Source organism: Bradyrhizobium sp. CCBAU 51627 (genome assembly GCF_028128765.1).
Taxonomy (GTDB): domain Bacteria; phylum Pseudomonadota; class Alphaproteobacteria; order Rhizobiales; family Xanthobacteraceae; genus Bradyrhizobium.
On record NZ_LBJG01000024.1, the window covers coordinates 1,465,881 to 1,481,962 of the forward strand.

Below are 16,082 nucleotides of genomic sequence, written 5' to 3' on the forward strand. Positions count from 1 at the left end.
ATCAGGAGCAATCGAGCGACATGGATGCTGTGAACGCGACCAGCCGCGAAGCTTTGGAATCGAGCATTGCGTCAGCCACGCAAGGCGTGCTCGGCCTTCAGCAACCCGACGGCCATTGGGTCTTCGAGCTCGAGGCCGACTGTACCATTCCGGCCGAATACATCCTGCTGCGCCACTATCTCGCCGAGCCCGTCGATGCCGCGCTCGAGGCCAGGATCGGCAACTATCTGCGCCGGGTCCAGGGCGCCCATGGCGGCTGGCCGCTGGTGCATGACGGCGAGTTCGACATGAGCGCCAGCGTGAAGGCCTATTTCGCACTGAAGATGATCGGCGATTCCGTGGACGCGCCGCACATGGTACGTGCGCGCGAGGCGATCCACGCGCGCGGTGGTGCGATCAACAGCAACGTCTTTACCCGTTTCCTGCTCGCGACCTTCGGCATCATGACCTGGCGCGCGGTGCCGGTGCTGCCGATCGAGATCGTGCTGCTGCCGTTCTGGTCGCCATTCCACATCAACAAGATCTCCTATTGGGCGCGCACCACCATGGTGCCGTTGATGGTGATCGCCGCACTGAAGCCGCTGGCGAAGAATCCCAAGCGCGTCGGCATCGACGAATTGTTCCTGCAGGATCCGCGCTCGATCGGCATGACCGCGAAGGCGCCGCACCAAAGCATGGCCTGGTTCGTGCTGTTTCGCGCGCTGGATGCGATCTTGCGCGTGGTCGAGCCGATGTTCCCGAAGAGCCTGCGCAAGCGTGCGATCGATGCCGCGCTCGCCTTCATCGAGGAGCGCCTCAATGGCGAGGATGGCATGGGCGCGATCTATCCGCCCATGGCCAACCTCGTCATGATGTATGACGCGCTCGGCAAGGACGAGAATTATCCGCCGCGCGCGACCACGCGCCGGGGCATCGACAAGCTGCTCGTGACCAATGGCGAGGAGACCTATTGCCAGCCATGCGTCTCGCCGGTGTGGGACACGACGCTGACGGCGCACGCGCTGCTGGAAGCCGGCGGCGACAAGGCGGTGCCTGCGGCGAGGCAGGGCCTCGATTGGCTGATCCCGAAGCAGGAGCTCGAAGTGAAGGGCGACTGGGCGGTGAAGCGGCCGGACGTGCGTCCCGGCGGCTGGGCATTCCAGTACAACAACGCGCATTACCCTGATCTCGACGACACCGCCGTGGTGGTGATGTCGATGGACCGCATGCGCCGGGAGCACGGCGTCGCCGGTTATGACGCCGCGATCGACCGCGGCCGGGAGTGGATCGAGGGCATGCAGAGCGACGACGGCGGCTGGGCGGCCTTCGACGTCAACAACCTCGAATATTACCTGAACAACATCCCATTCTCGGACCACGGCGCGCTGCTGGATCCGCCGACCGAAGACGTCACCGCGCGCTGCGTCTCGATGCTGGCCCAGCTCGGCCAGACCGAGGCGACCAGCAAGCAGGTCGCCGCCGGCGTCGCCTATTTGCGCAAGACCCAGCACCCCGAGGGGTCCTGGTACGGCCGCTGGGGCATGAACTTCATCTATGGAACCTGGTCGGTGCTCTGCGCCCTCAACATGGCCGGCGTCGATCACAAGGACCCGATGATCCGGAAGGCCGCCGACTGGCTGGCCTCGATCCAGAACGAGGACGGCGGCTGGGGCGAGGACGCGGTCAGCTACCGCCTGGACTACAAGGGCTGGGAAAGCGCCCCCTCGACCGCCTCGCAAACGGCATGGGCCTTGCTTGCCCTGATGGCTGCCGGCGAGGTTGATCATCCGGCCGTCGCCCGCGGGGTGGAGTACCTGATTGCAACACAAAACAAAAAAGGACTGTGGGACGAGCAGCGGTACACCGCCACAGGCTTCCCCCGCGTGTTCTATCTACGGTATCATGGTTACCCGAAGTTCTTTCCGCTGTGGGCGCTGGCGCGATATCGGAACTTGCGGAACACCAACAGCAGGGTGGTAGGGGTCGGAATGTGACTTTGGGGACGGGGGACTATGTTACCGCGGGCAATGCCATTGATCCGCGGCCGATCTTGATCGTGACTGGATTGGTTCAGGAGGCCCGAATCGCGGCCGGGCCGGGCATGGCCGTGATCTGCTCATCCAGCAGCCCGACCCAGTTGCGGGCGCTGCTGACCGTGGTCGACCCCGAGACGATTCGCGGCGTGATCTCGTTTGGCGTGGCCGGCGGGCTCGACCCGAGCTTGCGCTCCGGCGACGTCGTGGTCGCGACCGAGGTGCTGTCGGGCGATGCCCGCTGGGCCGCCGGCCTGTCGCTCAGCGACGACCTCATCGACAAGCTGACCTCCGGCCGCCGCCGGGTCGTGCGCGGGTCCTTGGCCGGTGCCGAGGAAGTGGTCACCGGCTCGTCCTGCAAGGCGGCGCTGCATTCGGAAACCGGCGCGTCCGCCGTCGACATGGAAAGCCACATCGCTGCCGCCTACGCCACTGAAGCCGGCCTGCCGTTCGCCGCGGTCCGCGTCATCAGCGATCCCGCCCACCGCGCGCTGCCGGCGCTCGCCCGCGCCGCGATCAAGCCCAACGGCCAGATCGACCTCGCCGCCGTCCTGCGCGGCATCGTCCGCAATCCGGCAACGCTCCACGCGCTGGTCTCCACCGGTCTCGACTTCAACCGCGCGCTGCGAAGCTTGCGCGGCTGCCGCGACTTCCTGATCGGGACGGAGCTGGTGGACAGCGAAGCACTGGTGTCCGAGGCGGCCTGAGCGGTTTCGGCGCGAGCTGACAAAAGAGAAGGCCCGGTCGCTGATGGCGTCCGGGCCTTTCCTTTCCGATCGGCGGAGCTTGGATGGAGGCGGACTACTATTCGGGTTCGCCAGCACCGTCACCGCAATTATCGTGTCTCACTTCAGGGGTGCAGTCCAGCACTGTCACCGTAATCCCTAGACGCGTGACTTCGCAGATGGGTTGGATCCTTGCGAAACCGATCACTTCTCCGTCGGCGCTCCAAGGTGAGGCGGCGGGCAAAACACCGAAACACCCAGTCAATCCCTTCTCGCAAAAATATTCTCCTTTCCAGAATTTCGGATTTGTGGCATAGAGCGGACATCCCGGCCCCGCCAGAGGCGCTTCGCGATCGTCACGAGATGCGGGCCGGGGTGCGGTGGATGCGGTAGCGCCGGCGCGAAAGGCGATGACAGGGCGGGCAACCGTGAGTCATGCGCGACGCGGGACGAACGGTGCGGTCACAGCGGTTTTGGTCGTCGTCGGAGGCGAGCACACGCGAGCTTCCGGCGATCAGGTCAAACCGTCCGCGGACGGAGAAGTCGTGTGGTCCTGACGCCCGCAGGCTGGCGTCAAGCCCTTACGGTGATGCGGCAGGCCAACCGGCACGCGCATCGATCAACCGCCAGGGCGACGGGGGCAACAGTGCAACGCTCCCCGAGGAGAGCACGAAGGACACCGTTAAAACCATCCGCGCAGGGAAGGCCGGGCGACCGGCATCACCTGTGATCCACCCCGTGTGCAGTTCTGTAGCGCACGGATTGCGGGTGCCGCCGGCGCCCGGCCTTCCCTGCATCCTCTGGTGTTTCCGAGGGTGCGAACCACAGCAAGACTCGGGCGAAACAGGCCGCGGGAATGTGAAGGTGTGTCTGCGATGGAGAGAGCGGATTGCGAGAGCGACCTAGTGCCGAACACTCCGTCATTTTCCGCGCAAAGATTCCGGATTGCTTCGCTGCGCTCGTAATGACGATGGCATGGACAGCGTGGCTCAAGCGCAAAGCAAAAAGCCCGGTCGTCGTAGCGGCCGGGCTTTCGTCGTAGATTTGATCCTGCGCTGCTTACGCGGCCGTCGAAGCCTTCCGCGCCGCCTTCGCCGCGGCGGCCTCGGCCTCATCCTTGCGGATCTCCGAGAGCTTCTTCTGGACCTGCTCGGAGAAGATGTACTGCGCCGGGCGCTGCTTCGACATGTCGATCTCCGGCGCCATGGGACCTGTGGTCTTGATGCCGCGCAGCGACACCCACATCGCCTTCAGCGGGTTGTTGAGGGCGGCGGTCGCCGCCGTCGGCTCGTAGCCGCAATGGGCCATGCAGTCGGCGCACTTCTCGTAACGACCGGTGCCGTAGGTCTCCCAGTCGGTGGTGTCCATCAGCTCCTTGAAGGTCTTGGCGTAGCCTTCGCCGAGCAGATAGCAGGGTTTCTGCCAGCCGAAGATGTTGCGCGCCGGCATGCCCCACGGCGTGCACTCGTACGACTGGTTGCCGGCGAGGAAGTCGAGGAACAGGCCGGAGTGCATGAAGTTCCACTTCTTGCCCTTGCCGAGCGCAAAGACGTCGCGGAACAGCTTCTTGGTCTTGGTGCGGTTGAGGAAGTGCTCCTGGTCCGGCGCGCGCTCATAGGCGTAGCCGGGCGACATCGAGACGCCGACGCCGAGTTCGACGGTGAGGTCGAGGAACTTCGCGATCTCCTCGGCCGGATGGCCGTCGAAGATGGTGGCGTTGACGTTGACGGTGAAGCCGCGCGCCTTCGCCGCCTTGATCGCGGAGACGGCGCGGTCGAACACGCCCTGCTGCGACACGGCCTTGTCGTGGTGATCACGCAGGCCGTCGAGATGGACGGAGAAGAACAAATACGGCGAGGGCTCGAACAGGTCGAGCTTCTTCTCGAGCAGCAGCGCGTTGGTGCAGAGCGAGACGAACTTCTTGCGCGCGACGAGGCCGCGCACGATCTCGCCGATCTCCTTGTGGATCAGCGGCTCGCCGCCGGGGATCGCCACCATCGGCGCGCCGCACTCGTCGGCCGCGTCCCAGCACTCCTGCGCCGTCATGCGGCGGTTGAGGATCGCATCGGGATAATCGATCTTGCCGCAGCCGACGCAGGCGAGGTTGCAGCGGAACAGCGGCTCCAGCATCAGCACGAGCGGATAGCGTTTGCGGCCAAGCAGTTTCTGCTTGAGCAAATAGCCGCCGATGCGCATTTCCTTGAAGAAGGGGATTGCCATTACACGTTTCTTTCTGGGCTTGAAATTCCGTAGGTCAGCTTGCAGCCAACTGGGCCGGAAGCCTGAATTCGATGTTTTCCTCGCGGCCCGGGAGCACCGAGACCGTTACCGGTCCGATCCGCCGCAGCGCTTCGATCACGTCATCCACCAGCACCTCGGGAGCCGAGGCGCCGGCCGTGAGGCCGACGGTCCTGACACCTTTCAACCATTCCGGATTGAGCTCGCGGCCATCGGCGATCAGATAACTCGCGACACCGGCCTCGGTGCCGATTTCGCGGAGCCGGTTCGAATTCGAGCTGTTGGCAGCGCCCACCACCAAGATCACGTCGACCAGCTTGCTCAAGTCCCTTACCGCAGATTGGCGGTTCTGTGTCGCATAGCAGATATCCCGGATGTCTGGGCCTTGAATATCTGTAAATTTGGCCTGAAGAGCCCCGATAATGTCCTTGGTGTCGTCCACCGACAGGGTGGTCTGAGTGATGTAGGCCACTGGCGTATCTGCCGGCAGCGCCAAGGCCTTGGCCTCTTCGACGCTCTGGACCAGCAGAACGGGGCCTGGAACCTGGCCCATCGTGCCCTCGACCTCCGGGTGCCCGGCATGGCCGATCAGGATCAGGGTACGGCCCTTGGTGATATAGCGCTTCCCCTGATTGTGAACTTTCGTGACGAGGGGGCAGGTCGCATTCAGCACCGGCAGGTCGCGCGCGGCGGCCTCCTCCTCGACGCTGCGGGCGACGCCATGGGCGCTGAAAACGGTCACGGCCTTCGGCGGAACCTCGGACAGCTCCTCGACGAAGATCGCGCCTTTGTTCTTCAGGCTCTCCACGACGTATTTGTTATGCACGATCTCATGGCGCACGTAGACGGGCGGGCCGTATTTCTCCAGCGCCCGCTCCACGATCTCGATCGCGCGCACCACGCCCGCGCAAAACCCGCGCGGCTGCGCCAGATAAACTTCCATGGGACGACCATCACGCAAGTTGCACCAATCCGCTCAATTGTCCCCGCGGCACCCCGATACGGGCGCATGCTGTAGGGGGTCGATGTTGCAATAACCGCACCATTGGTTCGCGACCGCGGTAACCGCCCACCCCATCAGGGTTCCGGCAGCACTTTGTGTCAAAAAATCGGCAATCAGGAAAGGTAAGAATGCGCCGCCGGCGCCGGCGAGGGTGAATGGCCGGTATTATAATGCGGCATTCTGGACGGGCAAGACGACGACATTTGCGCTCACCCCTTCGTCACTTTACCGCCTCAAGTCGGCGGCTATACCGGCCGCCTTCGCACGATTTTGCCATCGTCTTTCGCCGTTTACCTCGAACCTTGTTCCGGTGAGAACGACCCAAAACGGCAATAGGTTTCGCCCGGGAACTCCGCTAAACAGCGGGCGTTTCCGGCAAGCCGTTAACACTAGAAAGAAAAGATGTGCTGCAGAGCGTAGTCGTTGCCATCGTCAGGGCCTGTACCCGGTTTGCCTCCCTCGTCGTCGTTCTCGGGCTCCTGCTGGCGGTGGGGGCGGGCTATTACACGTCCCGGCACTTCGCCATCAATACCGACATCAACTCCCTGATTGCCCAGAATCTGGACTGGCGGCAGCGCGACCAGCAATTCGACCGCGCCTTCGATCGCGACGCGACGATTCTGGCGGTCGTCGAGGCCAAGACGCCGGAAATGGCGAGCGCGGCGGCTGACGCACTCTTTGCCAAGCTGAAGGACAACAAGACCCAATTCCAGTCGATGCAGCAGCTCGGCACCGGCGAGTTCTTCGAGAAGAACGGCCTGCTGTTCCTGCCGACCGAGGAGGTGGCCAAGATCACCGGCCAGTTCGAATCCGCAGCCCCGCTGATCGAGATCATGGCCGGCGATCCGTCGATTCGCGGACTGACCGGCGCACTGGAGACCGGACTTGCCGGCGTCAAGCGTGGCCAGGTCAAGCTCGACAGCACCGCGCGGCCGTTCAACCAGATCGCGCAGACGGTCGAGACCGTGCTCAACAAGGGCAATGCCAGCTTCTCCTGGCGCGAACTCGTCAGCGACGAGCCGGTGAAGGACTCCGACAAGCGCGCCTTTATCGAGTTCAAGCCGGTTCTGGACTACAACGCGCTGGAGCCCGGCAAGGGCGCGACCGACGCGATCCGCAAGGCCGCCGTCGACCTCGATTTCGCGACCAAATATCAGGCGCGGGTCCGGCTGACGGGGCCGGTCCCGATCGCCAACGAGGAATATGCGACCGTCCAGGAAGGCGCGGTCGTCAACGGCATCGGTACGGTGTTCGTCGTGCTGTTCATCCTGTGGCTGGCGCTGCATTCGGCGAAGATCATCTTCGCCGTGTTCGTCAATCTGTTCGTCGGCCTTGCGATCACCACCGCCGCCGGTCTGATGATGGTCGGCTCGCTCAATCTGCTGTCGATCGCGTTTGCGGTGCTGTTCGTCGGTCTCGGCGTCGATTTCGGCATCCAATACAGCGTCCGCTATCGCTCGGAGCGTTACAAGGTCGACGATCTCCGCAAGGCGCTGGTGCTTGCCGCCCGACGCTCCGCGATCCCGCTGTCGCTCGCGGCGATGGCCACCGCGGCCGGCTTCCTCTGTTTCATCCCGACCGACTACAAGGGCATCGCCGAGCTCGGCCAGATCGCTGGCGTCGGCATGCTGGTGGCGTTCATCTCATCGATTACCGTCCTGCCGGCGCTCCTGAAGCTGCTGAACCCGCCCGGCGAGAAGGAGCCGGTGGGATACGCCTTCCTCGCGCCGCTTGATCATTTCCTCGAGAAGCACCGCGTGCTGGTCGTCGGCGGCACGTTGTTCCTGGCGGTCGCCGGCCTGCCGCTGCTCTATTTCATGAAGTTCGACTTCAATCCGATGAACCTGCGCAACCCGAACGCGGAGTCGATCGCGACATTCCTCGATCTGCGCAAGGACCCCAACACGGGCGCCAATGCCATCAACGTGATGACCAAATCGGAAGAGCAGGCCAAGCAGGTCGAGGCGAAGCTCGAGAAGGTGCCGGAGGTGCTGCGGGTGATGTCACTCGACAGTTTCGTGCCGGAGGACCAGCAGTCCAAGCTGAAGCTGATCGCCCAGGGCGCCAAGATACTGAACCCGGCACTCAACCCCGATCAGATCGACGCGGCGCCGTCGGATCAGGAGAACGTCGAATCGCTTAAATCCTCGGTCGACAATCTGCGCCGCACCGCGGGCGACGCCAAGGGGCCGGGCGCGGTTGCCTCGCGCCGCCTCGCCGACGCGCTGGAGAAGCTCGCCAATGCGGATGAGGCGACCCGCAACAAGGCGCAGGACGTATTCGTGACGCCGATGAAGATCGTGTTCAACCAGCTCAGGAACGCGATGCAGGCCGAACCGGTCACCCTGAAATCATTGCCGCCCGATCTCGTCAACGCCTGGAAGAGCAAGGATGGCATCATCCGCGTCGAGGCCCAGCCCAAGGGCGATCCCAACGACAACGATACGCTGCGCAAGTTTGCGGCAGCCGTGCTTGCGGCCGAGCCGACAGCCATCGGCGGTCCGGTGTCGATCCTGAAATCCGGCGACACCGTGGTGAGGGCGTTCATCCATGCCGGTATCTATGCGCTGCTGGTGATCGGCCTGCTGCTGTGGATCACGCTGCGCCGCATCGTTGACGTGCTGATGACGCTGGTGCCGCTGCTGGTGGCGGGCGCGGTGACGCTCGAGATCTGCGTCCTGATAGGGCTGCCCCTCAACTTCGCCAACATCGTCGCGTTCCCGCTGCTGCTCGGCGTCGGCGTCGCGTTCAAGATCTATTATGTCGTGGCGTGGCGGTCCGGCAGGACAAACCTGCTTCAGACCAGTCTGACGCGCGCGATCTTTTTTAGTGCGCTGACCACGGCGACGGCGTTCGGCAGCCTGTGGCTGTCGAGTCACCCGGGGACGTCAAGCATGGGCAAGCTGCTCGCGCTCTCGCTGGTAACGACGCTTGCCGCAGTGCTGCTGTTTCAGCCGGCTCTAATGGGCAAACCCCGCAATCTCAGGGAGTAGACAGATGTCGCCGACGGGATCGGCGGCGCCCTTCTGACCGGGCTTGGCCGCGGCGGCGCTCTTCGGAGCCGCTGCTGCGGCAGGCGCTGCCGGCGCAGCCTTGGGCGCCGCGCCAGTGGTTTTGGGCGTAGCCTTGGCCATGGCGTTGGCGGTGCTCAGGGGGATCGGCGGACCGACGCGGGTCCAGGTCTCGCCGCCGCACAGGAAACCCAGCACGCAGCCCTTGATCTCGAGTTGGTCGGTGCCGACGGGCGTGATGGTCGCACTATACATCTGACCATCCTTGGCGTTGTAGACCTGACCCTCCCACTGCTCCGCGCCCGCGGTCTTCTTCATGTTGATCAGGGTCGCCATGCCCAGTGTCGGCCTGTTCTTTTTTGAGACATCCGGATTGTTCTCGTCGCGGCCGCCGGGCCGTTTTTCCCAGGAAACTGCGCCCCACATGCTTCCATTGCACTGGGCGACGCGGATATTGGCGACGCCATCGGCGACCCGCCAATCGCCGGTGGGATCGGCGGCGAGTGCCGGTGTCAGGCCGGCGTACCCGCCAGCCAGTATTATTCCGGTGTAAAGGGCCAAACGCATATGTGTTCCTCGGCAGTGCAACATGGTCTAAAGCTGTGCTTGCGAAGATGGTCCGAAAAAGGGCAAAAGGCCGCACAGACCCTTTTCCGCTCGCTGACCGTTTTCAGTTGACGAAGCGGCCCTCAACCGAAGTATGTAGCGGATGAACAGTCCAAATCCAGACATGTCCCAGCTGTTCGCGGACCGTCAGGCCCAGCGCAGCGCCCTGCATAATCGGTACCTGAACGAGCAGTTCGTCCGGGTTCTCAAAACCATCGGCTACGACGTCGGCTTCCAGAAGGGGCAGGGGCAGTACCTCTACGATCGCGAGGGGGCGCGCTATCTTGACCTCCTGTCCGGCTTTGGCGTGTTCGCAATCGGGCGCAATCATCCAGTGATGCGCGAGGCGCTGAAAAGCGTGCTCGACGCCGATCTGCCCAATCTCGTCCAGTTCGACGTCTCGACGCTGGCGGGCGTACTGGCCGAGCGGCTGCTGAAATACGTTCCCTATCTCGACAAAGCGTTCTTCGCCAATTCCGGTGCCGAGTGCGTCGAGGCCGCGATCAAGTTCGCGCGCGGCGCCACCGGCCGCCCTGGCATCGTCTACTGCGCCCATGGCTATCACGGCCTGACCTATGGCGCGCTGTCGCTGACCGGTGATTCGAACTTCCGCACCGGCTTCGAGCCGCTGCTGCCGGGCTGCACCCCGGTTCCATTCAACGATCTGGTCGCGCTGGAGAAGGCGCTGGCCTCGCGCGAGGTCGCGGCCTTCGTCGTCGAGCCGATCCAGGGCAAGGGCGTCAACATGCCCTCCGACGAGTTCCTGCCGGGCGCGGCCGCGCTCTGCAAGAAGTATGGCACGCTGTTCGTCGCCGACGAGATCCAGACCGGCATGGGCCGCACCGGCCGCTTCCTGGCGGTCGAGCACTGGAACGTCGAGCCCGACATGGTGCTGCTGTCGAAGTCCCTGTCGGGCGGCCACGTGCCTGTTGGTGCCGTGCTCACGCGCAAGAACATCTTCGACAAGATATTCAACCAGATGGACCGCGCCGTGGTGCACGGTTCGACCTTCTCCAAGAACGACCTTGCGATGGCTGCGGGCATTGCCACGCTCGACGTGATGGAATCGGAGAAGCTGATCGAATCCGCCGCCAAACGCGGCGCCGAGCTTCGCCTGGCGCTGACGCGTATGGTGCCCGGCTACGAGCTGATGAAGGAAGTGCGCGGCAAGGGCCTGATGATCGGCATCGAGTTCGGTCCGCCGAAATCGCTGCGGCTGCGGGCGTCCTGGAACGTGCTGGAGGCCGCCAACAAGGGCCTGTTTTGCCAGCTCATCACGGTGCCGCTGTTCAAGGATCACAAGATCCTGACGCAGGTCGCAGGCCACGGCAGCCACACCATCAAGCTGCTGCCGCCGCTCACCATCACCGAAGAGGACTGCAGCTGGATCGAGCGCTCCTTCGACGACGTCATCGCCGGCAGCCACAAGGTCCCCGGCGCGATCTGGTCGCTTGGCAAGACGTTGGTGGACAACGCGGTGCGGCGGTCGGCCTGATCTCTTGCCGAGGCACCTCGGCAATCGCCATTGCGAGCGAAGCGAAGACCGTCTCCGCGGAAGCGGCGGCCTGGACTACCTCGTCGCTTCGCTGCTTGCAGTGACGGTGCCGGCTAAAGCTACCCCTCCACATTCGCCCTCATCGCCGCCTCGAACTTGTCGACGAACTCGGTGAGCTCGTCGGCGCCGATGTCGCTGACAGCCCAGAAGTTGAGGCCACGCTCGCCCCAGCGGCGGCAGTTGAAGCCCTGCATGGTCTGCGTCTTCGGCGGCCGATGCTCGGTGCTCGATGTCTGCGCAACGAACAGGTTGATCACGTGCTGTCGGCGCTTGTAGACGACCGCACCGATGGCGCGGCCGTCGACATAGTCGAGCCGGCCGCCGACCAGCGTAAAACCTTGCGCGGTGAGATCGATCACGGGCGGGGCGACGTCGAGCTTGCCGTTGAACCACGGCTTCACCGTGTGCTGGTCGGTCGAAACGACGTCGATGAGATGGCCGGCCTGGAGCGAGCGCAGATGCGCGGAGACGACCTCCGAGAGGATGCGCTGCTGATCGTCCTGGCGCAGCACCACGGCGACGATGCCGGTGGCGGCGAGCGCCGAAACCGCTGACCCCATCGCGAATCCGCGCAGCACGGAACGACGGCTCGGCTGCGGCCGCGCTTGCGGGATCGAGGCCTCGATACGGGCACGCAAGCTGGCCGGCGCGCTATAGCGCAGCTTGGTGTCGGCCAGCACGCGCTTCATCTCGCGCTGTGCCGCGAACTCGGCCGCGCAGGCCGGACAACTGGCGATATGGGCCTCGACCTCGCGCGTATGGCCGGCATCGAGCTCGTTGTCGAGCAGCGCGTGAAGCAGGATTTGTGCTTCGTCGCAGGTCATTTCGAGTGCTCCTCTTCCGCCGTCCAGGCCGCGCGCAGCATGGCGCGGGCGCGGGCGAGGCGGGACATCACGGTGCCCACAGGGGCGCCGACGGCTTCTGCAATTTCACGATAGGACAGGTTGTTGATCTCCCGCAGCACGAAGGTTTCCTTGAACGGCTCGGCCAGCGCCTCGATCATCTTTCGGACGGCGCCGGCGTCGCGGCTGCGCAGCACTTCGGTCTCCGGGCTCGCCTCGCTCTCCTGCCACATCGGCGTCTGGTCGGCCGCACCGGGTGTGTCCTCGATTGCGGCGTGCGAGTGCGCGCGCCTGGCATATTCGGCGTTGCAGACATTGCGCAGGATCGCGAACAGCCACGGCTTCATGGCCGGGCCGCGATAGCTGTCGAAGTGCTTCAGCGCACGCAAATAGCATTCCTGCACCGCGTCCTCCGCGTCGGAGGCGTCGCGCAGCAGATAGCGTGCGAGTGTGTAGACGTCGTCGAGATAGGGCAGGGCCGCCTCGCGGAAGCGTTGCGCCTTCTGGAAATCGTCGCTTGCCGGCATCGCCTCTTGCTTTGCCTCTTGCTGCGTTTCGTAACTTGTTGCGCCTTTGGGCCTGACCGAAGGCACGCGAGCCCGGCCGGCGTGGGACCACCGGCCGGGCAAGACAGAGATGCCTTGGTTGGAGACGTTACTCAACCTTGATCATCCCGGTCATGTGCGGGTGCAACGAACAAAAATACTTGTAGTCGCCCGCATCGGTGAAGGTGAAGGAGAATTTGTCGTCGGTGTCCAGGGTCTTGGACCTGAACTTGCCGGCCGACACCACGGTGTGGGGGATGTCGTCCCGGTTGGTCCAGGTCACGGTCGTGCCGACCTTGATCTTGAGCTCCGGGGGCTGGAAGACGAAATTGTCGATATGCACCTCCATGTTGGAGTCGTCGGCACGGGCGGTTGTGGCCGGCAGCAGGATGGCCGCGGCCACGGCGACAGCGAAGTCGCGGCGGTTGAGTGTCTTCATGGTCAGCTTCTCTTCAGCGGTTGATCAACCTTGGAGCGGCGTGTCGATGATCGCGAGCCGCTGCTCGTTCTGCTTGAAGTTGACGCTGGCGACCCCGAGCATCGAGCGGAGCTTGGCGTCCTCGACCTTCATCGGTCCCGGCGAGGGGGCGGTGCCCGGCGCCGGTTGTGGGAAGGCGGTCGAACGCGCGGTGTGGAAGGTGACGTTGCCCTCGACCTTCTGCATCACTTGGTGGATGTGGCCGTTGAGCACGGTGACCGAGCCGAAGCCCTTGACGTATTCGAGCGCGCGGCCGCCATCCTCGGTGCCCCAGCCCCATTCCGGATAGACGGTCCAGAGCGGAATGTGTGCGAACAAGACGATAGGCGTGGATTTCGACTTGCCGCGGAGATCGTCCTCGAGCCAGGCGAGCTGCTCCGCGCCGAGGTTGCCGAGACCGCCAGCCTTGAGGTCGACGACATTGACGAGACCGACGAAATGCACGCCGCCGGCGTCGAAGGAGTACCAGCCCGCACCCTTGGTGCCGCGGCCGTAGCGCTCGCGATAAAACTTCACTTCCTCGTCGAGGAAGTCATGCTCGCCGGGCACGTAGTGCACGTCCAGCTTGGACTGCGAGATGATGCGGTCGGCATTGTCGAATTCGGAGGCCTTGGACAGATGGCTGATGTCGCCAGTGTGGATCATGAACGACGGCCTGATCGGCATCGCATTGATCTTGCCCACGGCTTCCTCCAGCGTCCCCAGCGCATTGGGGTTGGCCGGCTTGTCGAAGCCGACATGGCTGTCACTGATCTGGAGGAAGGTCATGCCGGGGGCAGTGGCGGTTGCGGCCTCAGCCGAATCGATGATGCCGAGCGAGCGCGGCACGCCGCCCGTGATGGTCCAGAGCACCCCGGTGCCGGCCCAGGTCATGCATTCCAACACCTTGCGGCGGCTGACGCCGTCTTCCCCGTGATCGTGTCCGCTCATCGCACGTCTCCTTTGGCCCGGAATTGGGCTTTGGGGAGGTGATCGGGGGAGGGGCCGGTTTATTCCTGGGAGCGATGACGTTTTCGTGAGGAGAATCTGGTGTCCCGGACACCACGCAAGGTCGTTGCCCAAGGGTTAGCGCGCGTCCAAGACCATCGCCGCGCATTTGCTGCGATCATTGCGATCGGCATCTGGATGCCGGCGATCGACGATTCTGACGTCTATGTCAGAACTTAACTCGAAGAGTTTGAGCTCTATTCGGCGAGACTTTGGAACCGCGGACGATCAGCGGCATTCAGGCATCGTTGGCCAATACGCTGTGCGCGATGTCTCCAAGCAACTGTCTTCAATGCGCATGGTCTTGAAAGGGAGTGCAGACATGAAACACGCGTTAGCTACTCTCGCAATCGGTGCCTGCCTGCTGCTTCCGTCAGCCGGCATTGCGTTGGGCGCCGGCGCGCCCACCAAACCTGCCCAAAATCCCACGACCGGGCAGCACGGTTCCAATCACGGATTCAGCTGTACCACGAGTGGTGCCGGCATTAACACTCCGGGCAACGCTAATACAGCGGCAGGGTCGCCGTTCAACCCGATAGGGCAGGCGGGCAATGTCTACGCGGGAAATCCGGGCACGGCATCGGCGGCGAACGCAAATTCCACGGCCGCCGTTTCCCAATACGACGTCGCTTGCTTGCCGTAGGATGCGCGGGCTCGGTTGCGCTCTCTGGAGCGTCGCGTCAGGCGAGAGGGCTTACGTGATGCTCCATGCAGGGTTACGAGAGGCGGTGGTGGTCAGATCTTAGGCTCAGGGTCTGATCACGCCGCCTGCGGTAATGCCATAGGAATGATAGCGTGTGCCTCAGCATGGAGCGCCGCATGAATTGCGCGGCGAGAGCATCATGCGCAGGGACCACCAGCCAAGCCTGCTCCGAGGCCTTCTGCTGCGCGCAGCACTTGGAGGCGCGGTGATTGTCGTTGCATATCCGCTGTGGGGACCGGACAGCCCGCTTTCTGCGGTCGGGGAGGATCTCGATAATCTGCGCTACGTCAGCATCACACGCGACAACGTCGTTCAGAACGTCACGGCCGCCGGCACGCTCGAAGCTGTTGACACCGTCGAGGTCAGCTCGCAGTTGTCGGGCCAGGTCGCCAAGCTGATGGCCGACCACAACTCTCTCGTTCGGGCGGGCGAACCGCTCGCTGCGCTTGATAGCGCGACCTTCGACGTTGCGCTCAGGGAAGCCGAAGCCGCGCTCGCGGTTGCCCAAGCACAGCATGAGGAAGCCAAGGCAACCGTTGAGGGTGCGCAGGCACACTACGATGACGCCTCGCGAGACCTTCAGATCAAGACCGCGCTCAGCAAGAATGGCAGTGTTTCCCAACGCGACGCGGAACGAGCGCAGATGGCGGCCCGGTCGCTCGCCGCCGAACTAACGGCGGCGAAGGCACGCGAGCAGATACGCGCGGCCGGAGTCATGGTTGCGCGCGCTTCCCTCGAACGTGCTCGACTTGACCTCGAACGAAGCATCATCAAGTCACCAATCGACGGGGTCGTCATTCGGCGCAGCGTCGAGCTTGGCCAGACGGTGGCTGCGAGTCTACAGGCGCCGACGCTCTTTACCATCGCGCGTGATCTGTCGGACATGCGTGTCAATGCGTTCGTCAGCGAAGCCGATATCGGCGGAGTGCGAACCGGGCAACGTGTTTTGTTCGGCGTCGATTCCTATCCAGGTCGCGCATTCGAGGGGCGCGTGCTCGAGATTCGGAAGGCCGCACGGATGGTGCAAAACGTGGTGACCTATACCGTGATGATTTCGGCGCCCAATCCGGACGACTTGCTGCTTCCCGGAATGACTGCCGATGTCCGCATTCTGGTTCAGGAGCATCAGGACGCGATGGTGGTTCCCAACGCCGCACTGAGTTTTCGTCCGACCCGGGACGGGGGAAGCAACGCGGTCGCCGGTCAGGGGGTGATCTGGGTCCGCTCGAAATCGGGGCAGTTGGCTCCAGCTACGGTGTCGCTGGGGGCAAGCGGAGATTCGCTTACGGAGATCCGGTCGCCAGACGTCAAAATAGGCGAACAGGTCGCCATCGGTTATCGGAGCAAACCCTAGATTGGAGCCGGTCGGCCGGTCAG

The 16,082-nt window shown here is 63.9% G+C and carries 13 protein-coding genes; 6 read left to right on the top strand and 7 right to left on the bottom strand.

Features of this window, described 5'->3' with window-relative positions:
* Window positions 1-20: 20 nt before the first annotated feature.
* Window positions 21-1,973 (top strand): squalene--hopene cyclase, encoded by a 1,953-nt coding sequence (gene shc, locus XH88_RS21690; RefSeq protein WP_271670271.1) that lies wholly within the window; start codon window positions 21-23, stop codon window positions 1,971-1,973.
* A complete protein-coding gene (locus XH88_RS21695) occupies window positions 1,970-2,719 on the top strand; it encodes a phosphorylase (protein ID WP_271670272.1) in 750 nt (249 codons plus the stop codon). The genes shc and XH88_RS21695 overlap by 4 nt, the downstream gene beginning before the upstream one ends.
* Before the next feature lie 1,077 nt (window positions 2,720-3,796).
* Here the strand turns inward: XH88_RS21695 and hpnH are convergent.
* Window positions 3,797-4,957 (bottom strand): adenosyl-hopene transferase HpnH, encoded by a 1,161-nt coding sequence (gene hpnH, locus XH88_RS21700; protein ID WP_271670273.1) that lies wholly within the window; start codon window positions 4,955-4,957, stop codon window positions 3,797-3,799.
* A 34-nt stretch (window positions 4,958-4,991) separates the two neighbouring features.
* A complete protein-coding gene (ispH, locus tag XH88_RS21705) occupies window positions 4,992-5,918 on the bottom strand; it encodes a 4-hydroxy-3-methylbut-2-enyl diphosphate reductase (RefSeq protein ID WP_271670274.1) in 927 nt (308 codons plus the stop codon).
* Window positions 5,919-6,382: 464 nt separating this feature from the next.
* Between ispH and XH88_RS21710 the strand changes: the two genes are divergently transcribed.
* A complete protein-coding gene (locus tag XH88_RS21710; protein WP_271670275.1) occupies window positions 6,383-8,971 on the top strand; it encodes an MMPL family transporter in 2,589 nt (862 codons plus the stop codon).
* Here XH88_RS21710 and XH88_RS21715 read toward each other — a convergent pair.
* Window positions 8,939-9,556 carry a DUF2147 domain-containing protein gene (locus XH88_RS21715; RefSeq protein WP_271670276.1) on the bottom strand — a complete coding sequence of 206 codons (618 nt, stop codon included), beginning with the start codon at window positions 9,554-9,556 and terminating at the stop codon, window positions 8,939-8,941. The two genes, XH88_RS21710 and XH88_RS21715, sit on opposite strands and share 33 nt — an antisense overlap.
* A gap of 142 nt (window positions 9,557-9,698) precedes the next feature.
* Here XH88_RS21715 and hpnO point away from each other — a divergent pair, with 142 nt between their 5' ends.
* Entirely contained in the window at window positions 9,699-11,090 is a 1,392-nt protein-coding gene (hpnO, locus tag XH88_RS21720; RefSeq protein WP_271670277.1) for an aminobacteriohopanetriol synthase HpnO, read from the top strand.
* 119 nt (window positions 11,091-11,209) lie between these two features.
* Here hpnO and XH88_RS21725 read toward each other — a convergent pair whose 3' ends face one another.
* The 4 genes from XH88_RS21725 to XH88_RS21740 all read right to left on the bottom strand — a co-directional run bounded on the left by XH88_RS21725 (window position 11,210) and on the right by XH88_RS21740 (window position 13,945).
* Entirely contained in the window at window positions 11,210-11,974 is a 765-nt protein-coding gene (locus XH88_RS21725; protein WP_271670278.1) for an anti-sigma factor family protein, read from the bottom strand.
* A complete protein-coding gene (locus tag XH88_RS21730; RefSeq protein WP_271670279.1) occupies window positions 11,971-12,519 on the bottom strand; it encodes a sigma-70 family RNA polymerase sigma factor in 549 nt (182 codons plus the stop codon). The genes XH88_RS21725 and XH88_RS21730 overlap by 4 nt, the downstream gene beginning before the upstream one ends.
* 127 nt (window positions 12,520-12,646) lie before the next feature.
* A complete protein-coding gene (locus XH88_RS21735) occupies window positions 12,647-12,976 on the bottom strand; it encodes a cupredoxin domain-containing protein (RefSeq protein WP_271670280.1) in 330 nt (109 codons plus the stop codon).
* Window positions 12,977-13,000: 24 nt separating this feature from the next.
* Window positions 13,001-13,945, bottom strand: coding sequence for a metallophosphoesterase family protein (locus tag XH88_RS21740; RefSeq protein ID WP_271670281.1), 945 nt, complete (start codon window positions 13,943-13,945; stop codon window positions 13,001-13,003).
* Between the two features lie 99 nt (window positions 13,946-14,044).
* Here XH88_RS21740 and XH88_RS21745 point away from each other — a divergent pair, with 99 nt between their 5' ends.
* Window positions 14,045-14,182, top strand: a complete 138-nt coding sequence (locus XH88_RS21745; RefSeq protein WP_271670282.1) for a hypothetical protein — start codon at window positions 14,045-14,047, stop codon at window positions 14,180-14,182.
* Between the two features lie 662 nt (window positions 14,183-14,844).
* Entirely contained in the window at window positions 14,845-16,059 is a 1,215-nt protein-coding gene (locus tag XH88_RS21750; protein ID WP_271670283.1) for an efflux RND transporter periplasmic adaptor subunit, read from the top strand.
* The last annotated feature ends 23 nt before the right edge of the window (window positions 16,060-16,082 follow it).